Origin of the sequence: Streptomyces sp. TLI_185 (assembly GCF_003814765.1) — a bacterium.
Classification (GTDB): domain Bacteria; phylum Actinomycetota; class Actinomycetes; order Streptomycetales; family Streptomycetaceae; genus Streptomyces.
This window is the reverse complement of the sequence record NZ_RKRB01000001.1, coordinates 544,089-566,457: the sequence shown is the minus strand read 5'-3', so window position 1 is coordinate 566,457 and position 22,369 is coordinate 544,089. Positions and strand designations below refer to the sequence as shown.

The following is a 22,369-nucleotide window of genomic DNA, read 5'->3' as shown; positions in this document are numbered from 1 at the left end:
GTCACTCGGGGGTGACCGGCTCCAGGGTTTCGCGCGCCTTGGGCAGCACGTTCTCGATGTAGTCCTCGACCGCCGTGTCCAGCCCTATGTCGTGCTGCGCCCGCTCGGACAGGTACCAGCGGTGTTCGAGCAGCTCGTGGTAGATCTCCGCCGGGTCCATCGAGCCGCGCAGTTCGAGGGGCACGGCGCGCACGGTGGGCCGGAAGACGTCCCGTACCCACCGGTGGGCCAGTACCTCGGGGCGGGCCGCGAGGGGGTCGCCGGGCGCGTAGTCGTCCTGGGTGGCCATCCAGCTCTCCAGGTCGTTCAGCAGCCGCCGTGCCTGGTTCTCCTCCGCGTCCAGGCCCGTCAGACGCAGCAGCTGGCGCTGGTGGTGGCCGGCGTCGACGACCTTGGGCACGAAGGTGACGGTGTCGCCGTTGGTGGAGTGCTGGATCTGCATCTCGGCCACGTCGAAACCGAGGTCGTTGAGGCGGCGGATCCGACGCTCGATGTAGTGGTACTTGCCCGCCGGGTACACGGACGTGCGGGTCAGCTCCTGCCACAGGTCCCCGTAGCGGGCGCAGATCTCCATGCCGAACTCGACCGGGTCCACCGACGGGTGCAGCGCCCCGGAGGCCTCCAGGTCGAGGAGTTCACCGCTGATGTTCACCCGGGCGAGGTCCAGGTCGTAGTCGCGCTGCCCGCTGCTGAGCCGGGGGTGCAGGTCGCCGGTCTCGGCGTCCACCAGGTAGGCGGCGTAGGCGCCCGCGTCGCGCCGGAAGAGGGTGTTGGACAGCGAGCAGTCGCCCCACGCGAACCCGGCGAGGTGCAGGCGCACCAGCAGCACGGCCAGTGCGTCCATGAGGCGGTGCATGGTGGCCGGGCGCATCGTCGTCTCGAACATCGAGCGGTACGGCTGTGAGCCGCGCAGGTGCCGGGTGATCAGCACCGGCTCCAGCGGGTCGCCCTCCTGGTCGGCGCGTCCGGTGACCACGGCCAGCGGGTCCACCGCGGGGATGCCGAGCCGGTCCAGGTCGCGCAGCAGCTCGTACTCGCGCAGGGCGGGCCGTTCGGCGAGTTCCTTCACGGCGATCACCTCGTCGCCGGCGCGGGCGTAGCGCACGACGTGCCGGGATATGCCGCGCGGCAGTGGGACGAGGTATTCGTCGGGCCACTCCTCCAGGGGCAGGTGCCAGGGCAGGGCCAGCAGGAGCGCGGGGTGCTCCGGGTTCGTCGCGCTGATCTGCAGTGCCATGGCTCGCGTGTCCTTGCCTCGCGGGTGATCGTCACCTCACCTTAGAGGGCACGCTCCTTGGCCTGAAGTGCCGCTTCACGTACTGGACCGCAGTACAACGGGCCGTGCCCGGGCAGCAGCAGCTCGCCCTCCAGCGCGGCCAGGACGTCCAGCGAGGCCACGGCACGGGCCCGCTCGTGGTGGAACATGTCGGGCAGCAGCTGCGGCCCCTGGATCCGTGAGGTGGGGTGGCCGCTGGCCAGGGCGTCGCCCGAGATCAGCACCCCGGCGTCGGGCAGGTGGAAGGCCGCGTGGCCGTCGGTGTGGCCGGGCGTGTGCACCGGCACGGGGCGGCCCGGCAGGTCCAGCGGGCCCGCCGCCGGGAACGGCTCAGGATCGGCGACCGGCACATGGGCCGTGCCGCCGGAGCGAAGGGCGTGCACCGACCAGGGCAGGACGCCGGGCCGCCAGCTGTTCTTCACGACCTGCCCCACGGTGACCTGCTGCAGGAACTCCCGGCGTGCGTGCGGCACTTCCGCCTCGTGGAGATACACGGGTGTGCCGTAGGTGCAGCGCAGATACTCGGCGGAGCCCAGATGGTCGTTGTGCGCATGGGTGATCAGCACCGCCGCGACCGCCTCCGGTGCACCGCCCACCGCCGCCAGCGACGCGAGCAACTGCTCCCGGTCTCCGAGGTAGCCGGTGTCCACGAGGGTCATCTCGTCGCCCTCGGTGAGGATCACCCAGTTGGTGTTGCTGCCGTGTACCAGGTGAATGCCGTCGGCGACTTGCCGCACGTCTGCCTGCATGATTGCCCCGCGTGGTGAGGTCCCTGCCCGACGGCACCAGCAAAGCAGACCCGGCCCGGACCGGAAGCGGCAGGTCCGCGCCAATCTGCGGGCTCGGAGAGTGAGGGCTGCCTCCGGCACCGTCCGCCGGAGGCAGCCCCCTGCGCGCAGCCGAAGCGGCCGCCTCTCCGCCTCACTGCACGCCGTGCGGGCGGAACTGGATGCTGATGCGCGGTCCCGCCGCGCGTGTGGTCTTCGGGACGGAGTGCTCCCAGGTCCGCTGGCAGGAGCCGCCCATCACGATGAGATCGCCGTGCCCCAGCGGGCGCCGCACGCTCTCGCCGCCCCGCATCGGACGCAGCAGCAGATCGCGCGGCGCGCCCACGGAGAGGATGGCGACCATGGTGTCCTCGCGGGCGCCCCGCCCGATCCGGTCGCCGTGCCAGGCGACACTGTCCCGCCCGTCGCGGTAGTAGCAGAGCCCGGCCGTGGTGAACGGCTCGCCCAACTCGTCGGCATAGTGCGCGGACAGGGCGTCGCGCGCCTCGTCCAGCACGGGGTGGGGGAGGGCGTCGTCCGCTCCGTAGAACGAGAGCAGCCGGGGTACGTCCACGACCTGGTCGTACATCTTGCGGCGCTCCGCACGCCAGGGCACCTCGGCGGCCAGCTGTTCGAACAGGATGTCCGAGCCGCCGAGCCATCCGGGCAGGACGTCGATCCAGGCGCCGAGGCCGAGATGCGTCCGGCGGATCCCGCGGAGAGAGCCGAGACGCAACTCGTCGGTCTGGTCGAAGAGCGAGCCCTGGAGGTGCGTGGTCACAGATTCAGCGTACTCCTATATTCGAAAATCTGTTCCTATCGCGCTCGATCGGAGTGGCGTCGGGTCCACTTTCCGATACATCGATGTATCGGATACATTCTTGTATCGAACGGAGGTCGCAGATGACGACGGAGGAAACGCCCCCACGCGTGACCAGGCGCCGGATCCGCACACGCGCCAACCTCCTCGATGCCGCCTTCGCCGTGTTCGCCGCCAAGGGCTTCGGGCGGGTCTCCATCGAGGAAGTCTGTGAGGCCGCCGGCTACAGCAGGGGAGCCTTCTACTCCAACTTCGACAGCCTGGACGAGCTGTTCTTCGCCCTCTACCAGCAGCGCGCCGACCTCATCGCGGACCAGGTCTCCGGTGCCCTCGCCCTGGACGGGCCCGACCTGGACGTGCCCGCCGCCGTCGACCGCGTCACCGAAGTACTGCTCCTCGACCTGGACTGGCTCCTGGTGAAGACGGACTTCCTGGTGCACGCCGCCCGCGATCCGCAGGTCGCCGAGACCCTGCTGGAACACCGGTCGCGGCTGCGGCGGGCAGTTGCCGACCGGCTCGCCCGCGCGCGGGGCCTCGCCCAGCTGCCCGCCGTACTCGGCGACATCGACGGCGCCGCGCACGCTGTGGTGGCCGCGTACGACGGCGTCACCACCCAACTGCTGCTGGACAAGGACGTCGACAGCGCCCGCGGCTGGCTCAAGCAACTGCTCACCGCGCTGCTGACCGACGGCAGCGGCACCTCCCGATGAGATCTCCGAACGAGCCCCCTCAATCAGACCCCCCAACGAGAAAAGGAATCCTCGCCATGGATGCGGACGTCATCGTCGTCGGAGCGGGCCTCGCGGGCCTGGTCGCCGCGCACGAGCTCACCAGCCGGGGCCGCAGGGTCGCGCTGGTCGACCAGGAGAACGCCGCCAACCTCGGCGGCCAGGCGTTCTGGTCCTTCGGCGGGCTGTTCCTCGTCGACTCCCCGGAGCAGCGCCGCCTGGGCATCAAGGACTCCTTCGACCTGGCCTGGAACGACTGGCAGGGCAGCGCGCAGTTCGACCGCGTCGACGACGAGGACTCCTGGGCGGTGCGCTGGGCGCGCGCCTACGTCGAGTGGGCGGCCGGGGAGAAGCGGTCCTGGCTGGACGGCCACGGCATCAAACTGCTGCCGACGGTCGGCTGGGCCGAGCGAGGTGACCTGCGGGCGGACGGGCACGGCAACTCGGTTCCCCGCTTCCATGTCACCTGGGGCACGGGCACCGGCGTGGTGGAGCCGTTCGTCGACCACGCCAAGCAGGCCGCACGCGAGGGACTGCTCACCTTCCACCACCGCCACCGGGTCGACGAGCTGGTGATCGAGGGAGGCGCCGCCCGCGGAGTGCGCGGCACCGTACTCGCCGAAGACCGCTCGCCCCGGGGTGTCGCCTCCAACCGCGACGGCATCGGCGACTTCGAACTCACCGCCCAGGCCGTCGTCGTCACCACCGGCGGCATCGGCGCCAACCACGACATCGTCCGCCGCTACTGGCCCGAGCGGCTCGGCACCCCGCCCACGGACATGGTCACCGGCGTACCCGCGTACGTCGACGGCCGCATGCTCGACATCAGCGCCGAGGCAGGCGTCCGCCTGGTCAACCGCGACCGCATGTGGCACTACACCGAGGGCCTGCAGAACTGGGACCCGATCTGGCCCGGCCACGGCATCCGCATCCTGCCCGGCCCGTCCTCCCTCTGGTTCGACGCCCTCGGCCGCCGCCTGCCCGACCCCTGCCTGCCGGGCTACGACACCCTCGGCACCCTCAAGTACCTGCGCACCACCGCGGACATCGCGGACCACGACCACTCCTGGTTCATCCTCACCCAGAAGATCATCGAGAAGGAGTTCGCGCTGTCGGGCTCCGAGCAGAACCCCGACATCACCGCCAAGGACAAGGGCGCGGTCCTGAAGAACCGCCTGGGCAAGGGCGCCCCGGCCCCGGTCGAGGCGTTCCTGCGCAAGGGCGCCGACTTCGTGACCGCACCCACCCTGGAGCAACTCGTCACGAAGATGAACGAGTTGACGGACAAGCCGCTGCTCGACGCGGACGGCCTGCGCCGCCAGATCGAGGCCCGCGACCGGCAGATCGCCAACCCCTACAGCAAGGACTCCCAGATCCAGGGCATCCGCAACGCCCGCCGCTACATCGGCGACCGCCTCGGCCGGGTCGCCACCCCGCACCGCATCCTCGACCCGGCGGCCGGCCCGCTCATCGGCGTCAAACTCCACGTCCTCACCCGCAAGACCCTCGGCGGCATCCAGACCGACCTCGACTCCCGCGCCCTGGGCGCCGACGGCAACCCGATCGACGGTCTCTACGCGGCCGGCGAGGTCGCCGGCTTCGGCGGCGGTGGCGTCCACGGCTACAACGCCCTGGAGGGCACCTTCCTCGGAGGCTGCCTCTTCTCCGGGCGAGCCGCCGGACGGGCGGCGGCGAAGCAGACCGCCTGAGCCACGGACGCGCGGCAGGGGCGGTCGGGGAAACCCGACCGCCCCTGCCGCGTCCTCGCGTGAACAGCCCGCTGCTGCAAGGGGATTGACCGACGGACACATCCACTGCTTCAGTGGCTGAGCCACTCATCCACTGCTTCGCTGCGAGGAGGCATCCGTGGAGGCACTGCCCCGCGAGACGATCGTGGACGTTCTCGAGGCCCGGCTGCGCGAGGACATCCTGGCCGGACGCCATCCGGCGGGCAGCTACCTGCCCCCGGAGCGCCGGCTGGCCGACGGCTACGGCGTCACCCGCACCACCCTCAAACACGCCTTCGGCCGCCTCGTCCAGGCCGGTCTCCTGGAGACCCGGCACGGCGTCGGCACCAAGGTCCGCGACTACGCCCGGCTCGGCGGCGCGGACCTCCTGCCGATGCTCGTGCGGCACGACGCGCAATGGATCCGCGAGATCTTCGAAGTGCGGAGGTCCGTGGGCGCGCTGATCGCCGAGCGGGCCGCGGCCCGGGCCACCAAGGCGCACCACGCCGAACTGCGCCGCCTGCTTCAGGCCGTACGGGACGCGGACGGCGCGGACGCCGTGCAGCTGGCCGACGCCGAGGTGCACCGCGCCCTCGCCCGCGCGACCGGCAACCGGGTCTACGTCCTGCTGACCAACACCCTCTTCAACGCCTACCTCCCCGTCCGCGCCGCCCTCCGCGGGCCGTTCACCGACGCCGCAACCGCCCACGGACGCCTCGCCCCGGTGGTGGAGGCAGTGACGTCCGGCGACAGCCGTCAGGCCCACACGGCCGCCGACGCCTATCTGCGCGACACCGAGCGCATCATGCTGGAGGGGCCGGCATGAGGGGCACCTCGTTCACGGAGACCATGCTCGGCACGGTACGGCTCGACGGCCGGAACGCGGTTCGCCGCATCCGCCTCGACCTGCGGGCCCAGGCCGACGAGGTCCTGCGCCCGCACCGCACCACCCGGGCCCGGCTCAGCGGCCGTATACGCATCAGCGGACTGGCCGACGACCCGGACGCCACAGGCGAGTTGGAGATCTCGCCACTCGCCCGCCGCCGCATCCGCTACCGGGTGAACTTCACCGCCGACGGCCGCCGGTTCACCCTGGACGGCTGGAAGTCGGTGACCCCGCGTCATCCGGTGAAGTCGATGACCGTGCTGCCGTTCACGCTGTACGAGAACAGCGCACGGGCCGGCCAGGGCACCCTCCGTTTCCCCGTCACCACCGGGCTGGCGCCCTTCCTCCTGAGCTTCCGCTTTCCCCGGCAGGAGGACCCCGCCCAGTACCTCGCACCGCGCTGGGACGGCAGCCCCGGCCGCACCGAGGTCTGGTACACCACCCTGACCGACCCCACCACCGGCACCGGCATCTGGCTCCACCACGAACTGGTCTCGCCCGCCGACGGATCCGCACCCCACGCCCACGGCTGGGCCGCCGCCTTCCCGTCCGACGGAGAGGTCCGCCACGTCCGCTTCGGGCCCACCCCCTGGAACAACACCGCGCACGGATTCACAGCCGGCGGCGTCTTTACCGCCCCGGGGCAACTGACCGGAAGTGCGGGCGACTTCCACTGGAATCTTGCCGAACAGCCCCTGGCCGAGCCCCTGTTCACCTTTCCCCGCTGGTCCTGGCGGCACCCTCTGCTCCCCGCCGCCCATATGCTTCCGGCGGCCCGGGCCACGTACGACGGAACCTTCAGCGACGGACACCAGACGCTGACCCTGCGCGGCGCGCCCGGCGCCTCCGCGCGCATCCACGGCCACGGCAACGCCCGCCGCTGGGCGTGGCTCCACGCGGAACTGGGCGACGGCGATGTACTCGAGGTGATCGCCGCGGTGTCGACGCGGCCCGTACTGCGACGGCTGCCACCGCTTGTCTTCCTGCGCCTGAGGCACCGCGACCGCACCTGGCCGCGCCGGGCCGAGCGCTCCGCGGCGGGCCTGTTCGGCATCGGACGGTTCCGCGCCCGCATCGGACTGCCCGAGTGGACGGTGACCGGCCGCACGCTGCTGCGCCGCATCCGCGTCGAGGTCAGCCAGCCGGCCGAGCGCACCCTCACCCTGGACTACCGCGATCCCGACGGCGCCCCGGCGGTCTGCCGCAACAGCGAGAGCGCCGACGCGAAGATCCTCCTGGAACGCTGGTGGGGCCACTGGCGCACCGAAGCCTCGTGGGCGCTGCAGGGCACCGCACACGCCGAGGTGGGGGACCGGTGAACGGGCGCGGGATGGTCGCCGCCCTGCTTGCCGACACCGGGGACGAGGAGTGGCTCGCGCGGGTGCCCGGCAGACTCGACACGTTCCTGTCCGCACTGCCCGGTCCCGTACGCGCAGCGGTGCAGGCCGCCGCCACCGCCGTCGACGCCTACGCCGTCCTGCACAGCGGGCGTCGCCTGGCCGCCCTCACTCCCGGCGAGCGCGAGACGGTGCTCGACTCCCTTGTCGCGCGACCCGGACTCGTACCGGCGCTGGACCTCCTCAAGGTGCCCGTGCTGCTCGCCGCAGCCACCGAGCGAACACCCGCCCCACGGGCGCGGATTGCCCCCGAGGACCCGCCCCTGGACTGCACCCCGGCCGAGGAGTGGCCTGCGCGTGCCACCGCGGACGCCGTCGTCGTGGGATCGGGCGCCGGAGGAGCCGTCGCCGCGCGCACCCTCGCCCGCGCAGGACTCGCCGTCGTCGTACTGGAGGAGGGCGAGCACCACACCACGGCCTCCTTCGGCCGCCGCGCACCGCTGGACCGCTTCACCGAGCTGTACCGGGACGGCGGAGCGACCGCGGCCCTGGGCGATCCGCCGCTCCTGCTGCCGGTCGGACGGGCCGTCGGCGGCACCACCGTCGTCAACTCCGGCACCTGCTACCGCACTCCGGATCATGTCGTCGACCGCTGGAGCAGCCGCCACGGCTTCCACCTCGCCCAGGGGTTTCCGGCACGGCTGGACGAGATCGAACGCACCCTGCGCGTCGCCACCCAGCCCCTCGACGTCCTCGGCACCAACGGCCTGCTCGCCCTGGCCGGCGCCCGCCGACTCGGCTGGCGGGCCGGCCCGCTGCGCCGCAACGCACCGGGCTGCAAGGGCTCCTGCCAGTGCGTGGTGGGGTGTCCCACCGGCGCCAAGCAGAGCGTGCAGCTGTCCGTCCTGCCCGAGGCGTGCGCCCACGGTGCGCGCATCGTCACCGGCGCACGCGTGCTGCGGATCCTGCTCGACCACGACCGCCCGGGCCGGCCACGGGCGGCCGGCATCCGGGCCCGCCGGGCGGACGGCAGCGAGCTGGAGATCCTCAGCCCCCTGGTCGTCACGGCCGCGGGTGCCCTGCAGACCCCGCCGTTGCTGCGCCGCAGCGGCCTGGGCGGCCATCCCCGGCTGGGCCGCAACCTCAGTGTGCACCCGGCCACCAGCGTCGCCGGCCGCTTCATGCAACCGGTCACCTCCTGGGAAGGCGTCCTGCAGAGCACCGGCGTCGAGGAGTTGCACGACCGCGGGATCCTGATCGAGGCGACCGCGAGCCCGCCCGGCATGAGCAGCTTCGTCCTGCCCGGCGTCGGTCGCGCTTTGCGCCGTGAGCTGGAAGGGGCCGACCGGCTGGGGATCCTCGGCGCCATGATCGCCGACCGGCCCGGGGGCCGGGTCCTGGGCCGCGACCGCACCGTTGTCCGCTACCGCCTGCACCCCCGCGACGGCGCCCGGCTGATGACCGCCGTACGAGCCATGGCCCGCATCCTCTTCGCCGCCGGGGCGCTGGAGGTGCTCACCGGCATCCCACGGGCGCCGCGCGCCCGCACCCTCCCGGAACTCGACGCGCTGCTCACCGGGATCACCCCGCGCGATCTGCACCTGTCGGCCTTCCACCCGGCCGGCACGGTCGCCGCGGGCAGCGACCGCGAGCGGGCACCGGCCGATGCCGAGGGCCGGCTGCGAGGAGTCGAAGGCGTCCTCGTCACCGACGCCTCCGTCCTGCCGGGCTGCCCGGAGGTGAACCCCCAACTGAGCATCATGGCGGCCGCCCTGGCCGTCACCGAGACCTACTTGGAACGCGAACCCAGCAGCCGCACCAGCACCTCCGCATGACTCTGCTCGGGCTCCTTGGACGCGGTCAGCAGCGTCACGGGTCCCTTGGCCGCCAACTCCCGGACATGGCTGAGGAGTTCGGCCGCCTCCAGGGTGTCCAGCTCCGCCTCGTAACGGTCGGCGAACTCCTCGTACGACCCCTCACCCGCGTGATACCAGCGGCGCAGCTCGGTCGACGGGGTGAGGGCCTTGGGCCACTCGTCCACGTGCGCGGCGTCCTTGGACAGGCCGCGCGGCCACAGCCGGTCGACCAGGACGCGTACACCGTCGTCCGGCTCGGGCGGTTCGTAGACGCGACGCACGCGAACGCTCACGATCAAGCCTTTCTGGGTGGCGGGTGACGTCGAGCGTAGTGCGGAGGCTTCGGATGACGCCGTATCACTTGACCCAATTGAGAAGGAAACCGAGCCGGGCTGCCCATAACCTGGATTTGTGTGATCATCGGCCACCCCCCAGGAGCGCATGTGAGGCAGTCCAGCCGACAGTCCGTCAGACCCACCGCCGTCCTCCGCCGGGAGGCCCTGACCGCGACCGTCCCCGTCGCCCTCGCGGCACTGCTAGCCGCCGCCGGACCCGCGACCGCCGGCACGGGCGGCGCAGCGGGCGTCGGCGACCCGTACTTCCCGCTCGCGGGAAACGGCGGCTACCACGTCGACCACTACGACCTGACCCTCCGTTACGACCCGACGCGCCGTCACCTCGACGGCGCCGCCGTCCTCACCGCCCGCGCCACCCAGGACCTGACCCGTTTCGACCTCGACTTCAAGGGGCTGAAGGTCACCGGCCTGACCGTCGACCACGCGCAGGCGGAGTACCGCCGCGAGGGCCAGGAACTCGTCGTCACTCCGCCCCGCCCCCTGCACAAGGGCGAGGAGTTCCGCGTCACCGTCACCTACAGCGGCATCCCCAAGCAGGTCACGGACCCCGACGGCTCGGCCGACGGCTGGATACAGACCGACGACGGAGCCTTCGTCGCCGGGGAGCCGCAGGGCGCCATGACCTGGTTCCCGGCGAACAACCACCCCAAGGACAAGTCCTCGTACGACATCACGGTCACCGTCCCCGAGGGCCGCACCGCGGTCGCGGGCGGCGTCCTGGTCGGGCAGCGGACCGCGCACGGGCACACCACCTTCCACTGGCGCCAGATCGAACCCATGGCCGCCTACCTCGCCACCGCGACGATCGGGAAGTTCAAGGTCGAGCAGTACACCACCCGCGACGGCATCCGCGTCTACAACGCGGTCGACCCGCGCGAGGCGTCCGAGGCGGCGCCCGTCCTGAAGAAACTGCCCTCCGTCCTGGAATGGGAGAGCAAGCTCTTCGGCCCCTACCCGTTCCGCAACGCCGGGTCGATCGTGGACCACGCGCCGGACGTCGGGTACGCGCTGGAGACCCAGTCGCGCCCCCTGTACGACTCGGCGCCGGACCTGAGCACCCTCGTCCACGAGAACGCCCACCAGTGGTTCGGCGACTCCGTGTCGCTCACCACCTGGAAGGACATCTGGCTCAACGAGGGTTTCGCGACCTACGCCGAGTGGCTCTACAGCGAGCAGCACGGCGGCGACAGCGCCCAGGAGACCTTCGACGACCTCTACGCCCGCCCGGCGAGCGATCACCTGTGGGCGTTCCCGCCCGGCGACCCCGGTAGCGGCAAGAACATCTTCGACACCCCCGTCTACGAGCGCGGCGCCATGGCCCTGCACGAACTGCGCACCGCCGTCGGCGACCGCACGTTCTTCGGCATCCTGCGGGCCTGGGCGGCCGAACACCACGACGGGCACGGGACGACCGCGCAGTTCGTACGCCTCGCGGAGCGGAAGTCGGGCAAGGACCTCGACCACCTGTTCACCTCGTGGCTGTACAGTCCCGGGAAGCCGAACGAAGCCTAGAACCTGACGAGTTCCTCACATGTGTCGGTCACAGTCGATCCGTGATCATGAATAGACCCCGTGTCGCCCTGCTCGCCGCATCCCTGCTCCTCACGGGATGCGGCGGCGGGGCAGTGGCGTCGCCGGGCCACCCGTCCGGCGCCCCCACGGCCAGGACCAGCACACCGAACATCTCCACCCTCGCCCCGCCCTCGCCGGAGATGTCCGTCCAGGCCGCCCCGCTGCACCTGCAGGGCCTGGGGCCGAAGACACTGGCCGCGATCCCCGCCGACGCCCGCCAGACAGTCGTCGTCACCGGACGCGGCAGGAACTCCCCGCAGTCCACGGTCGTGCTGTACGAGCGCACCGCGGCCGGCTGGCGGGCCGGCGCGAGCTGGCCCGCGCACAACGCGCTCAAGGGCTGGTCCGACCACCACACGGGAGGCGACCTGCGCTCGCCCATCGGCGTGTACGGCCTCACCGACGCCGGCGGGCTGCTCGGCGATCCCGGCACCCGGCTGCCGTACCACCGCTCCGGCGCATTCACCTCACCCGGCACCGGCTTCGAAGGCGAGCCCCTCGCGGGCTCCTTCGACTACGTGATCGCCATCAACTACAACCGCGAGCCCGGCACTTCGCCCCTCGACTGGACCCGCCCCCTCGGCGCGGGCCGCGGCGGCGGCATCTGGTTCCACGTCGACCACGGCGGCCCCACCCACGGCTGCGTCAGCGTCTCCGAGCAGCACATGAAGGAACTGCTGCGCGCGCTCGACCCCGGCCTCCACCCCGTCGTCGTCATGGGCGACGCGAAGTCCCTCGCCCGCTGAGCCTAGGATCCGCCGCGTGTGCGCACATGTGCTGGTCGCCGAGGACGACGAGATGCAGGCCGAACTCATACGCCGCTCCCTGCTGGCGGAGGGCCACACGGCCACGGTGGTCCATGACGGCGGGGCCGCCCTGGCCGCCGCCCGCCGGCTCAGACCCGACCTCGTGGTCCTCGACCTGATGCTGCCCGTGGTCGACGGCTTCGGCGTGTGCCGGGTGCTGCGCGGGGGCGAGGAGGACATACCGGTGCTCATGCTGACCGCACGGTCCGAGGAGGACGACGTCCTGCTCGGCCTGGAACTGGGCGCCGACGACTACATGACCAAGCCGTACAGCCCGCGCGAGCTGATGGCCCGCATCCGTACCGTGCTGCGGCGCAGCGGCCGGACGGCCGGCGTGCGGGAGGATCCCGTCGTCCGCACGGCCGGGCTCGCCGTCGATCCGGAACGGCACGAGGTGCGCTGCGACGGCGTACCCGTGGAGTGCACACCGGCCGAGTTCCAGATCCTGCTCGCCATGGCGGCGGAACCCGAACGGGTCTTCACCCGGCGGCAGTTGCTGCAGTGCACCCGCGGTTTCGACCGGGCCTCCACCGAGCGGGCCGTCGACGTCCACATCATGAACCTGCGCAAGAAGATCGAGGCCGACCCGCGCCGGCCGGTGCGGCTGCTGACCGTGTTCGGGGTCGGCTACAAGCTCAGCGGCGGCCGTCCGTGAAGCGCCGCATCCCGCTGCGCAAGCGGCTGTTGGTGCGGCTGCTGATCGCGTCGGTGCTGATCGCGGTGTGCTCCGTGGCGGCGACGGCCTGGCTGGCCGTGGAGACCACCACCCGTGCCCTGCGCGAGGAACAGGGCCAGGACCTCGCCGACGACATGCGGATCCTTGCGGAGCTCAGCGGCTACGCGGCAACCCACCCCGACTGGAAGGGCGTCCAGGCCACCGTCCGGTCCCTGGCCGCCACCATGGGCAGGCGCATCGCCCTGACCACCGCCGAGCGCACCCTCATCGCCGACTCGGCGCGGAAGGGAACCTCGCTTCCCCTCGGTGCGGCCGCCACCGTCGACCCCCTGCACACCGACACCTACACCGAGACCGGTGCACAGCTGAGCGGGATCGATCCCCGTGCCGTGGGCCCCTACCGGCTCACCGCAAAGGAGCGCGCCCAGCTGAAGGCGGTCGCCGAGAAACAGCGGACGTGCTACCGCCGGTTCGGTGTCGAGACCAAGGTCGAGCAGAGCCCGAGCGGCCGCCCCGTGATCGTCGGCTCCGACGGCGGCCCCGCCCCCGACTACCCGACCGTGGACTGCGGCTACGGACTGCTCAGCGACCCCACAGGAACCGAGAAGAAGGCACTCGACGACCTGACCGAAGGCGCTCGCGCCTGTATGCAGCAGCACGGTCTGGGCCTCGGCAGCCCCCTTTACCTGATGCTCAATCCCACCGGCAAGGCCCCCGTGAGCCGGTACGCCATCGCCAAGTTCGCCAAGGCGGGCGACGCGAAGGCGATGAAGACGGCGCAGACCTGCAGCGACGACGCCCTGCGCGCCCAACTCGACCCGTATGTCGCCCCCGTGGCCGAGCTGTACCTCGGCGGCGACGACACCACCCCGCCCCGTTTCGACATGTCCCCGGCCAACAAGGCCAAGATCGTCGGTGCGGCCGGTCTCGTCCTCGCCGTCACCCTCGCCGTCACGGCCGTCGTCGCCACCCGGCTCGTACGGCCGCTGCGGGCGCTGACCGAGGCGGCGCAGCAGCCGCCGGACAGGCATGTGCGGGTGCCGGTGACCACGCGGGACGAGACCGGCATCCTCGCCGAGGCGTTCAACGACCTCACCGAGCGGCGCGCACGCCTGGAGGCCCAGCGCAAGGCCATGGTCAGCGACATCGCGCACGAACTGCGCAGCCCGCTGACCAACATCCGAGGCTGGCTGGAGGTCACCCGGGACGGCGTCGTCGACCCGGATCCCGCGCTGCTCGGCTCCCTGCACGAGGAGGCGCTGGTACTGCAGCGCATCATCGACGATCTCCAGGACCTCGCGGCCGCCGACGCGGGCACCCTGCGCCTGCACCGCGAACCGGTCAGCGCCGACGAACTGCTGGACCAGGTCGCCGCCGCCCACCGCGTCGCCGCCGACGCGGCCGGCGTCACCGTACGCACAGAGGACGACGGCAGCCCGTGGCTCGACGCGGATCCGGTGCGCATGCGGCAGGCGCTGGGCAACCTGGTCTCCAACGCGCTGCGGCACACGCCCGCCGACGGCACCGTCACGCTGGCCGCCCGCCGCGCCGGCGACGAGGTCGTCTTCACCGTGACCGACACCGGCACGGGCATCGCGCCGGAGGACCTGCCGCAAATCTTCGACCGGTTCTGGCGGGCCGAGAAGTCCCGCAGCCGCCGTACCGGCGGCAGCGGTCTCGGCCTGCCGATCGTGCGTCACCTGGTCGTCGCGCACGGCGGAACGGTGGTCGCCGAGTGCGAGCCGGGCGGCGGTGCCGTGTTCACCCTGCGGGTGCCGGGCGCCCCGGCCCCGGAGAGCTGAGCCGTCCCGCGGCTAGCCGTTGCGCGTCGCGGCGGCGCGCCGACGTCGCCTGCGCTGCATGGCGTGCCGTTCCGATTCGCCGGTGCCGCCCCACACGCCCAGGATCTCCCCGTGGCCCAGCGCCCATGCAAGGCACTGCTCCCGTACCGGGCAGCGGGCGCACACCGCCTTCGCCTTCTCGGTCTGCAACAACGCGGGGCCTGAGGTGCCGATCGGGAAGAACAGCTCGGGGTCCTCGTTACGGCACGCGGCCTGGTCTCGCCAGTCGTCCATGAAATGTCACCTGCGATCGAAGTCGTACGTGCCCTCGCGAATGGCTTACTCGGTTTCGAGTCACCTGTCGATGCGCGAGTGAAACGACGGAAATCACGCAGATACGGTGCTCATTGCTCGCGCATGCCCCACGGGGAGCCGTACGCGGTCAGCAGATCCAGGAACGGGCGGGCCGGAAACGCCTCCGGGCCGAGCACACCCGAGCCCGACCAGGCGCCGGTGGCGAGGAGTTCGAGCGCGACGACCGGATTGACGGCGGTCTGCCACACCACCGCCTGGCTCCCGTACTCCGCCATGGACCACTGGTTGTCGACCACGTGGTACAGGTACACCTCGCGCGGCGCACCCTCCTTGACGCCCCGCACCCAGGTGCCCGCACAGGTCTTGCCGTGCATCCGCTCGCCCAGCGTGGCCGGGTCGGGCAGGCACGCGGCGACGACGTCCCGGGGCGAGACGGCGACCCGTCCGGCGGCGCTCGGCACGGTGACCGGCTCGGTGCGGTCCAGGCCCAGCAGGTGCAGCGTCTTCAGCGTCTCGATGAACTCCCGGCCCAGCCCGTACTTGAAGGTGACCCGGCGCGCGTCCACCCAACGCGGGACGAGCAGCACCTCCTCGTGCTCCACGTTCACGCACTCCACGGGTCCGATGCCCTCGGGGAAGTCGAACACCTCCGGGTCGCTGAACGGCTCGGTGGTGAACCAGCCGCGGTCGGCCTCGTAGACCACCGGCGGGTTGAGGCACTCCTCGATCGTGGTCCAGATGCTGAAGGAGGGGGCGAAGTCGTAGCCGTCGACGGTGAGGTTCGCACCGTCGCGGATCCCGATCTCCTCGATCTCGTCGAAGAGTTCGTCGGCGGCGTACCGGGCGAAGACGTCCGACAGTCCGGGCTCCACACCCATGCCCACCAGGGCCAGCGCGCCCGCCTTCTCCCACTCCTCGGCCTGCGCGAACTGGTCGTCGCCGAGCTTGACCCCACACTCGGCATACGGCCGTTCGGCGTGCGGGTGCGACAAGGACATGGCCATGTCGAGGTAGGTGGCGCCGGCGGCGCGCGCCGCGCGGAACAGCGGCATCACGAAGCGCGGGTCGGTGGCGTTGAGGAGCACGTCGCAGCGGTGCCGGCGCAGCATCCCCGCCACTGCCGACTCGTCGCTCGCGTCGACCCGCTCGGCGCTGAACCGGCCGTCGTCCACGGCCGCGACCGCCGCCTCGGCCCGCGCCCGGTCGAAGTCGGCCACCACCATCGCCTCGAAGAACGAACGCCGGGCGGCGATCCGGGTGATGGCGGTGCCGACTCCGCCGGCGCCCACGAGCAGTACACGCATGACAGATCTCCCTGTCCGGAGGGTTGATGACGAGGGGCCCCGCCGGAGATACAACGCCGCCGGTTCGCGTAAGGTCAATGGCGTTGGCATAAGGGCCCGGGAGGTTTGTCATGCCCAAACCGGTGGTGCCCGAGGACAAACGGCGCAGGCGCCGGCCCACCAAGAGCGGCACGGTGCTGTCCGAGCGGCTGATCGTCGAGACCGCGCTGCGGATGCTGCGCGAACACGGCAGCGCGGGCCTCACCGCCCGCCGCCTGGGCCTCGCCCTGGACGCCGACCCGAGCACCCTCTACCGCTACTTCCGCGGCATGGACGAGCTCACCCTCGCCATCGGCGACGCACTCATCGGCCAGGCCCTCGACGGCTGGCGCCCGACGGGCGAGTGGCGGGCGGACCTGCGCTCCGTCGGCCTGCGCATCCACGCCGCCTACCTCGCCCACCCGCAGGCCGCGGTGCTGACCACGAGCCGGGTCACCGGCCGGGCCAACGAACTGGCCGCCGACGAGGCCGTGCTGGACGTCCTGCGCACCGCCGGATTCCCGCTCCCGGACACGGTGCGCATCTACCACGCCTTCATCGACCAGACCCTGGCCTTCGCCGCCCTCGACGCCGCCTCCCTCGCCCTGCCCAGCGCCGCCCTCCGCGCCGACGAGGACATGTGGCGCTCGACGTACGCCCGGCTGCCCCGCACCACCCACCCGCGGATCGCCGAGGCGGCGGCCCTGCTGGCGGCCCGCATGGTCGACAGCGCGTATCCGACGGCCCTGGAGATGCTGCTGGACAGCGCCGCGGCGCAACTGGCGGCACTGGGTTCCTGACGGGATCCGCCCAGTCGATTGCTTGATGCAAGTCACGTCTCTATAGTCGGTCGAGTCGATTGCATCAAACAATCGACAGCGCGGTGACGGAGGCGGAACATGGAGCGTCGCTGGAAGGTCCTTCTCGTCACCTCGGCCGTGGTCTTCATGGCCCTGCTGGACGTCACCATCGTGAACATCGCGTTCACCGACCTCGGGCGGTCGTTCCCGCACGACTCCCTTGCCGACCTGTCGTGGGTGCTGAACGGATACAGCGTGGTGTTCGCCGCCGCCCTCGTACCCGCAGGCCGCCTGGCCGACCGGTACGGACGCCGACGGCTCTTCCTCGCCGGCCTGCTGCTGTTCCTGGCCGCGTCCGTGGCCAGCGGCCTGGCCGCGTCGGTGCCGGTCCTCGTCGCGGCACGCGTCGTACAGGCGCTGGGCGCCGCGACCGTGCTGCCGACCTCTCTGAGCCTGACCCTGCCGGAGTTCCCGCCCGAGCGGCGCGGCACCGCGATCGCCCTGTCGACGGCCGCGGGCGCGGTCGCCGCCGGTGTCGGACCCTCGCTCGGCGGGCTGCTGGTGGACTGGCAGGGCTGGCGGGCGGTGTTCTTCGTCAACCTCGTCATCGGCCTGCCCGCGCTCGGGGCGGCCGCACGGCTGCTGCGCGAGAGCCACGAAGAGCGGGCGAAAGGCGTTCCCGACGCCCTCGGCGCGCTGCTGCTGGTGGGCGCCGTGGGCGGCCTCGCACTGGGCATCGTCAAGGGCGCGGACTGGGGCTGGAGTTCGGGCGGAGTGCTCGCCGCCTTCGGGACCGCCGCCGTACTGCTGCCGCTGTTCGTCGTGCGGTCCCTCGCGCACGCCACACCCGTGGCCGACCTCGGCCTGTTCCGCCTCCGCTCCTTCACCGTGGCCACCATCGGCACGTTCGTCTTCGGCGCCGGGTTCTTCGCCTCGCTGCTGTGCAACGTGCTGTTCCTGACCACCGTGTGGCACTGGCCGGTCCTGCGTGCCGGAGCCGCGGTGACACCGGGACCCGTGATGGCCGCCCTCATGGCTCCACTGGCGGGCCGGCTCACGGACCGGTACGGACCGCGCGTGGCCGCCGTGCCGGGCACCCTCCTCTTCGGCACCGGCCCGCTCCTCCTGGCCCTGACCGCCACGGCCGAACCGCACTACTGGCCGGTGCTGTTCCCGGCGGCGACGATCACCGGCGTCGGAGTGGGACTGTCCCTGCCCGCGCTCGGCGGCGCCGCCGTCCTGGAGCTGCCGCCGCCGAGCCTGGCCACCGGCATCGGCATGACGTCCGCCCTGCGACAACTGGGCGCCGTGGTAGGCGTCGCGGCCCTGGTCGCCCTCCTCGGCACGCCCGGACCCCAGGCCCTCGGCGGCTTCCGCCACGCCTGGCTCATGATCACCGGCGCAGGCTGGCTCGCCGCCGTCGTCTCGCTCGCCCTGGGGCGCGTCCGTGCACCGCGGCCGGAACCCGAGACGCCTGCCCGAGAGCGGACAGCGCCCCTGAACGAAGCACCATGACGTCGAAGGAGAGGTCATGAACGAGACCGACGCCCTGCGTCGTGCCGTGCGCTGGCCCGGCATACCCGACCGGCTGATCGCCGTGCTCGCCCAGCAGATGCTCGCGGCCCGCCAATTCCGCGAAGGCCACGACTACTTCACCGCCCTCAGCGCCGAACGCCCCGAATCGGCCCTGGCCGAAAGCCTGGCGGGCGTCTTCCAGGCCCGTCTCGACGGGCCGGACGAGAAGGCGATCGCCCGCCTCGACGCGGCCGCCGAACGCGGTCTCGGGCTGCCGCAGTACTTCAGGGGAACCGTCCTCGCGGGCTTCCCGGACTGCGCGGGCCGGGCCGACACGGCGATCGCCGACCTCGAGTTCGTGCTCGCCGTGCGGGACCAGTTCCCTGCCGGGTTCCTGCACTCCGTGCACGCCGCCCTGGCCCGTGCCTACGCCTGCCGGGGCCGTACGGAGGAAGCCCGGGCCGCGCTCGAGCGCCTCGGACACGCCCCCGACCTGTCACTCGTCACGGACTACCTGGTCAGCGCCGAGGACGGCCTGCGCATGACCGCACCGCGGCTCGTGGAAATGGCACCGGGCGTGCACGTCGCCCAGGGCTACGACCTCGCCGACTTCGCGTTCGTCGGCACGGACGACGGCATCGTGGCGATCGACGCGGCGAGCCACCCCCGGCACGTCGAGGCGGCCCTGCGTGATCTGCGGGCCGTCACCCGCGCACCGATCACCCATGTGATCCTCACCCATGCACACTTCGACCACATCGGCGGCCTGGAGGCCCTCGCCGGACCGGAGACCCAGGTCGTCGCCCAGGCCGCCTTCCCCGACGAACTCGCGCTGCAGGCCGTGAGCCCGCCGCCCTTCCCGTCCCTGCTGCCGGACGGGCAGGACCGCCGGCCGAACGTCGTCCCGGACCGGCTCGTCGAACAGCCCGAGGCCCTGTCCGTCGGCGGGCGTCGGTTCACGCTCATCCCCATCGCCGGAGGCGAGACCCGCGACGGCCTTCTCGTGCAACTGCCGGACGAGGGCGTGGTGTTCACCGGCGACATGTGCATGCCGTACCTGGGTGCGCCGTTCTTCGCCGAAGGCTCCGCCGAGGGGCTGTTCGACGCCCTGCGGACGGTCCGGGATCTGCGACCCCGGCTGCTGATCCACGGCCACCCGCCGCTGACCGAGAACTTCACCGCAGCGGCGCTGCCCGGCCTGCTCGCCGCACTGCGCGACCTGCACGCCGTCGTCGCGGACGACATCGTCGCAGGCCGCTCACTGACCGACGTGCTCGACCGCGACCACCTTCCCGAGGTGCTGCGCGGCCATCCGGCCGCGATCCTCCCGTACCTGGTCATGCGCGAGGGCTTCGTCCAGCGCCTCCATGACCAGAGGACCGGCTACTGGAAGGCGGACGGGGACGGTGTGGACCCCCTCGGCCGGGCGCAGTGGGCCGCAGCGCTGGATCTGCTGGCCGGCGGCCGGGCGCAGGCGTTCGCCGCGGCGGGTGAGGAACTGCTGGCGCGCGGCGAACCGGCCGCGGCGCTCAGGATCGTCGACTGCGCCCTGCTGAGCCACCCGGACGACACGGCGCTGGCCGGGCTGCGGGGACGGATCCTGCGCGCTCTCGTCGAACGGCACCAGCTCTTCAGCCCGTTCAGGTTCGCCTACTACGCGGGGCTCGCGGGACTGACCGTGGCACCCGCCGGCTGAGCACCGGGCCCGGGCTCCATGTCGCAGTCGTACGGTCCCAGCGGCTTCCCGCAGGCGGAGCAGGTGAGCCCGGGCCGGAGCCGGCCGCCGCAGCCGCGGTGCAGGACCATCAGCGGCGGCCCCTGAGGCGCCCGGTGCCCGTCCCCCCACAGCAGCAAGGACATGATCACCGGCCACAGGTCCAGGCCCGTCGCAGTCACCACGTACTCGTACCGCTCCGGCCGGGTCCGATAGAGCCGCCGCTCGAGAATCCCGGCCTCGCAGAGCTTGCCCAGCCGGTCGGAGAGCACGTTGTGCGCGATGCCGAGACTGCCCCGGAAGTCCTCGAACCTCCGCGTGCCGCGCAGCGCGTCCCGCACGATCAGCAACGTCCAGCGCTCACCCACCACTTCGAGCGACCGGGCGATCGAGCAGACCTGACCTTCGTACGTACGAGGAAGCACGCCCCCATCGTACGTCGATTGCATCACGCAAGTCAGTGAGGGAGGACGCCGCCGCGCAGTGCCCCGGCGGCCGCCTCCGTCACCGCCTCGGCCACCGCCGCGAGCGCCGGGGAGTCCAGCTTCCACTGCTGCCAGTACAGCGGGACGTCGAGGGACCGGTCCGGCGCGAGGTGCACCAGACGCCCGGCCCGCAGCAGCGGCTCGGCCTGCACCTCGGGCACCAGCCCCCAGCCAAGCCCCAGCGCGACGGACTCGGCGTACCCCTCCGAGGTGGGCACGAAATGCCGCACCGCACTCGCGCCCTCCGTGCCGCGCCGAAGCCTGCGCACGAAGGCGTCCTGCAGGTCGTCGCTGCGGTCGAAGGCCACCGTCGGCGCCACCGCCAGCGCCTCCGGCAACGGCCCGCCGAAGTGCTCGTGGGCGAAGTCCGGACTGGCCACCGGGACATAGCGCAGCCGTCCCAGCGCGCGCACGCTGCAGCCCGTGACGGGCTCGGCGGACGACGTCACCGCCGCCATCACCAGCCCCTCCCGCAGCAGTGACGCCGTACGGGTCTCGTCCTCACGGCGCAGCTCGAAACAGAGCCGGGGCTCGTGCCGCACCCGCGTCAGCGCCGGCAGGAGCCAGGTGGCCAGCGAGTCGGCGTTCACCGCGATCGAGACCCGGGTCGGCTCCCCGGCCCCGCTCATGCCGAGCTCCGCGCGCGCATCGCGCTCCAGCCGCGCCAGCTGACGGGCGAACCGCACGACGACCTCGCCCGACTCCGTCGGCCGCACCGGCTTGGTGCGCATCAGCAGCACGCGGCCGGTGCGCTGCTCCAGCGCCTTCACCCGCTGACTCACCGCGGAGGGCGTCACATGCAGCGCCGCGGCCGCGGCGTCGAACGTGCCCTCGTCCACCACGGCCAGCAGCGTCCGCACCTGGTCGAGGGGCAGCTCCGTCAGCTCTGTCTTCATAACTCCTAATGATACGTAAGAATCTTTAGCTGTACGTGGAGTGATCGTCTCCGTAGCGTCAATGCCATGACCAACGCTCTGACCGCCGCAGCCGCAGGCTTCGGCACCGGCCTCTCACTCATCGTCGCCATCGGCGCCCAGAACGCCTTCGTCCTGCGCCAGGGGATCCGCCGCGACGCGGTCCTCGCCGTCGTCGGCATCTGCGCCCTGTCCGACGCCGTCCTCATCGCGCTCGGCGTCGGCGGGGTCGGCGCCGTGGTGGTCGCCTGGCCGGGCGCGCTGACCGCGGTCGGCTGGATCGGCGGCGCCTTCCTGCTCTGCTACGGCGCCCTCGCCGCCCGCCGGGTGCTGAGGCCGGGCGGCGGCGCCCTGCGCACCGAGGGGGAGACGGCTGTCTCGCGCAGGCGGGCCGTGCTGACCTGTCTGGCGCTGACGTGGCTCAACCCGCACGTCTACCTCGACACCGTGTTCCTGCTCGGCTCGATCGCCGCCGACCGCGGCCCACTGCGCTGGACGTTCGGCCTCGGCGCCGCCCTCGCCAGCCTGTGCTGGTTCGCCGCGCTCGGCTTCGGCGCCCGGGCGCTCGGCCGCTTCCTGGCCAAGCCCGCGGCCTGGCGCGTCCTGGACGGCCTCGTCGCCGCAACGATGATCACGCTCGGCGGCCTGCTCGTCGTCAGGGCCTGAAGTCCACCACCTGAGACTGGGCGCCCGAACTGTCTTGCCGGGCTGGGATA

At 72.2% G+C, this 22,369-nt stretch carries 21 protein-coding genes; 13 read left to right on the top strand and 8 right to left on the bottom strand.

Translation table 11 applies throughout. The annotated features are described in order from the left end of the window. Position 1: 1 nt before the first annotated feature. The 3 genes from EDD92_RS02535 to EDD92_RS02525 all read right to left on the bottom strand — a co-directional run bounded on the left by EDD92_RS02535 (position 2) and on the right by EDD92_RS02525 (position 2,824). Positions 2–1,237 carry a DUF4032 domain-containing protein gene (locus tag EDD92_RS02535; RefSeq protein ID WP_123962755.1) on the bottom strand — a complete coding sequence of 412 codons (1,236 nt, stop codon included), beginning with the start codon at positions 1,235–1,237 and terminating at the stop codon, positions 2–4. Positions 1,238–1,278: 41 nt separating this feature from the next. After that, entirely contained in the window at positions 1,279–2,025 is a 747-nt protein-coding gene (locus tag EDD92_RS02530; protein WP_123962753.1) for an MBL fold metallo-hydrolase, read from the bottom strand. Between the two features lie 172 nt (positions 2,026–2,197). After that, positions 2,198–2,824: an alpha-ketoglutarate-dependent dioxygenase AlkB gene (locus tag EDD92_RS02525; RefSeq protein ID WP_123962751.1), complete on the bottom strand. Its 627-nt coding sequence runs from the start codon at positions 2,822–2,824 to the stop codon at positions 2,198–2,200. 122 nt (positions 2,825–2,946) lie between these two features. On the opposite strand from EDD92_RS02525, the gene EDD92_RS02520 reads away from it, so the two are divergent. From EDD92_RS02520 to EDD92_RS02500, 5 genes are all read left to right on the top strand, one after another. Further along, a complete protein-coding gene (locus EDD92_RS02520) occupies positions 2,947–3,573 on the top strand; it encodes a TetR/AcrR family transcriptional regulator (RefSeq protein ID WP_123962750.1) in 627 nt (208 codons plus the stop codon). A 56-nt stretch (positions 3,574–3,629) separates the two neighbouring features. Then, positions 3,630–5,300, top strand: coding sequence for an FAD-binding dehydrogenase (locus EDD92_RS02515; RefSeq protein WP_123962748.1), 1,671 nt, complete (start codon positions 3,630–3,632; stop codon positions 5,298–5,300). A gap of 157 nt (positions 5,301–5,457) precedes the next feature. After that, positions 5,458–6,144: a FadR/GntR family transcriptional regulator gene (locus EDD92_RS02510; RefSeq protein WP_123962746.1), complete on the top strand. Its 687-nt coding sequence runs from the start codon at positions 5,458–5,460 to the stop codon at positions 6,142–6,144. Next, positions 6,141–7,523: a hypothetical protein gene (locus tag EDD92_RS02505; protein ID WP_123962744.1), complete on the top strand. Its 1,383-nt coding sequence runs from the start codon at positions 6,141–6,143 to the stop codon at positions 7,521–7,523. Before EDD92_RS02510 ends, EDD92_RS02505 begins: the two co-directional genes overlap by 4 nt. Beyond that, positions 7,520–9,376 carry a GMC family oxidoreductase gene (locus EDD92_RS02500; protein ID WP_123962742.1) on the top strand — a complete coding sequence of 619 codons (1,857 nt, stop codon included), beginning with the start codon at positions 7,520–7,522 and terminating at the stop codon, positions 9,374–9,376. Before EDD92_RS02505 ends, EDD92_RS02500 begins: the two co-directional genes overlap by 4 nt. On the opposite strand, the gene EDD92_RS02495 is transcribed toward EDD92_RS02500, so the two are convergent. After that, positions 9,331–9,690, bottom strand: a complete 360-nt coding sequence (locus tag EDD92_RS02495; RefSeq protein WP_123962740.1) for a DUF488 domain-containing protein — start codon at positions 9,688–9,690, stop codon at positions 9,331–9,333. The two genes, EDD92_RS02500 and EDD92_RS02495, sit on opposite strands and share 46 nt — an antisense overlap. 150 nt (positions 9,691–9,840) lie before the next feature. Between EDD92_RS02495 and EDD92_RS02490 the strand changes: the two genes are divergently transcribed. Genes EDD92_RS02490 through EDD92_RS02475 form a run of 4 tightly spaced genes read left to right on the top strand, consistent with a single transcriptional unit; the run spans position 9,841 to position 14,609 of the window. Continuing rightward, positions 9,841–11,265, top strand: coding sequence for a M1 family metallopeptidase (locus EDD92_RS02490; RefSeq protein WP_123962738.1), 1,425 nt, complete (start codon positions 9,841–9,843; stop codon positions 11,263–11,265). A gap of 41 nt (positions 11,266–11,306) precedes the next feature. Continuing rightward, positions 11,307–12,071, top strand: coding sequence for a L,D-transpeptidase family protein (locus EDD92_RS02485; RefSeq protein WP_399181636.1), 765 nt, complete (start codon positions 11,307–11,309; stop codon positions 12,069–12,071). Between the two features lie 16 nt (positions 12,072–12,087). Then, positions 12,088–12,786 (top strand): response regulator transcription factor, encoded by a 699-nt coding sequence (locus tag EDD92_RS02480; protein ID WP_123962734.1) that lies wholly within the window; start codon positions 12,088–12,090, stop codon positions 12,784–12,786. Beyond that, positions 12,783–14,609, top strand: a complete 1,827-nt coding sequence (locus EDD92_RS02475; RefSeq protein WP_123962732.1) for a cell wall metabolism sensor histidine kinase WalK — start codon at positions 12,783–12,785, stop codon at positions 14,607–14,609. The genes EDD92_RS02480 and EDD92_RS02475 overlap by 4 nt, the downstream gene beginning before the upstream one ends. 12 nt (positions 14,610–14,621) lie before the next feature. Here EDD92_RS02475 and EDD92_RS02470 read toward each other — a convergent pair whose 3' ends face one another. Further along, a complete protein-coding gene (locus EDD92_RS02470; protein WP_123962730.1) occupies positions 14,622–14,882 on the bottom strand; it encodes a WhiB family transcriptional regulator in 261 nt (86 codons plus the stop codon). A 110-nt stretch (positions 14,883–14,992) separates the two neighbouring features. Next, positions 14,993–16,207: a saccharopine dehydrogenase family protein gene (locus tag EDD92_RS02465; RefSeq protein WP_123962728.1), complete on the bottom strand. Its 1,215-nt coding sequence runs from the start codon at positions 16,205–16,207 to the stop codon at positions 14,993–14,995. A gap of 110 nt (positions 16,208–16,317) precedes the next feature. On the opposite strand from EDD92_RS02465, the gene EDD92_RS02460 reads away from it, so the two are divergent. The 3 genes from EDD92_RS02460 (at position 16,318) to EDD92_RS02450 (ending at position 20,236) form a co-directional block, all read left to right on the top strand. Continuing rightward, positions 16,318–17,025 (top strand): TetR/AcrR family transcriptional regulator, encoded by a 708-nt coding sequence (locus EDD92_RS02460; protein ID WP_123962726.1) that lies wholly within the window; start codon positions 16,318–16,320, stop codon positions 17,023–17,025. Positions 17,026–17,124: 99 nt separating this feature from the next. Then, positions 17,125–18,540 carry a DHA2 family efflux MFS transporter permease subunit gene (locus EDD92_RS02455; protein WP_123962724.1) on the top strand — a complete coding sequence of 472 codons (1,416 nt, stop codon included), beginning with the start codon at positions 17,125–17,127 and terminating at the stop codon, positions 18,538–18,540. A 16-nt stretch (positions 18,541–18,556) separates the two neighbouring features. Further along, a complete protein-coding gene (locus EDD92_RS02450) occupies positions 18,557–20,236 on the top strand; it encodes an MBL fold metallo-hydrolase (RefSeq protein ID WP_123962722.1) in 1,680 nt (559 codons plus the stop codon). Here EDD92_RS02450 and EDD92_RS02445 read toward each other — a convergent pair. After that, the gene (locus EDD92_RS02445) at positions 20,194–20,679 is read right to left on the bottom strand and encodes a helix-turn-helix domain-containing protein (protein ID WP_221268074.1); all 486 of its coding nucleotides are present in this window, start codon (positions 20,677–20,679) and stop codon (positions 20,194–20,196) included. The two genes, EDD92_RS02450 and EDD92_RS02445, sit on opposite strands and share 43 nt — an antisense overlap. Before the next feature lie 32 nt (positions 20,680–20,711). Next, complete coding sequence (locus tag EDD92_RS02440; RefSeq protein WP_123962718.1) at positions 20,712–21,635, bottom strand: LysR family transcriptional regulator ArgP; 924 nt, start codon at positions 21,633–21,635, stop codon at positions 20,712–20,714. A gap of 66 nt (positions 21,636–21,701) precedes the next feature. On the opposite strand from EDD92_RS02440, the gene EDD92_RS02435 reads away from it, so the two are divergent. Beyond that, the gene (locus tag EDD92_RS02435; protein WP_030927487.1) at positions 21,702–22,319 is read left to right on the top strand and encodes a LysE/ArgO family amino acid transporter; all 618 of its coding nucleotides are present in this window, start codon (positions 21,702–21,704) and stop codon (positions 22,317–22,319) included. Positions 22,320–22,369: the final 50 nt, after the last annotated feature.

Bases quoted from the DNA above. Each gene is read 5' to 3' on its own strand.
- EDD92_RS02535 (WP_123962755.1), bottom strand. From the start codon at position 1,237: ATGGCACTGCAGATCAGCGCGACGAACCCGGAGCACCCCGCGCTCCTG.
- EDD92_RS02530 (WP_123962753.1), bottom strand. From the start codon at position 2,025: ATGCAGGCAGACGTGCGGCAAGTCGCCGACGGCATTCACCTGGTACAC.
- EDD92_RS02520 (WP_123962750.1), top strand. From the start codon at position 2,947: ATGACGACGGAGGAAACGCCCCCACGCGTGACCAGGCGCCGGATCCGC.
- EDD92_RS02515 (WP_123962748.1), top strand. From the start codon at position 3,630: ATGGATGCGGACGTCATCGTCGTCGGAGCGGGCCTCGCGGGCCTGGTC.
- EDD92_RS02505 (WP_123962744.1), top strand. From the start codon at position 6,141: ATGAGGGGCACCTCGTTCACGGAGACCATGCTCGGCACGGTACGGCTC.
- EDD92_RS02470 (WP_123962730.1), bottom strand. From the start codon at position 14,882: ATGGACGACTGGCGAGACCAGGCCGCGTGCCGTAACGAGGACCCCGAG.
- EDD92_RS02465 (WP_123962728.1), bottom strand. From the start codon at position 16,207: ATGCGTGTACTGCTCGTGGGCGCCGGCGGAGTCGGCACCGCCATCACC.
- EDD92_RS02460 (WP_123962726.1), top strand. From the start codon at position 16,318: ATGCCCAAACCGGTGGTGCCCGAGGACAAACGGCGCAGGCGCCGGCCC.
- EDD92_RS02455 (WP_123962724.1), top strand. From the start codon at position 17,125: ATGGAGCGTCGCTGGAAGGTCCTTCTCGTCACCTCGGCCGTGGTCTTC.
- EDD92_RS02450 (WP_123962722.1), top strand. From the start codon at position 18,557: ATGAACGAGACCGACGCCCTGCGTCGTGCCGTGCGCTGGCCCGGCATA.
- EDD92_RS02440 (WP_123962718.1), bottom strand. From the start codon at position 21,635: ATGAAGACAGAGCTGACGGAGCTGCCCCTCGACCAGGTGCGGACGCTG.
- EDD92_RS02435 (WP_030927487.1), top strand. From the start codon at position 21,702: ATGACCAACGCTCTGACCGCCGCAGCCGCAGGCTTCGGCACCGGCCTC.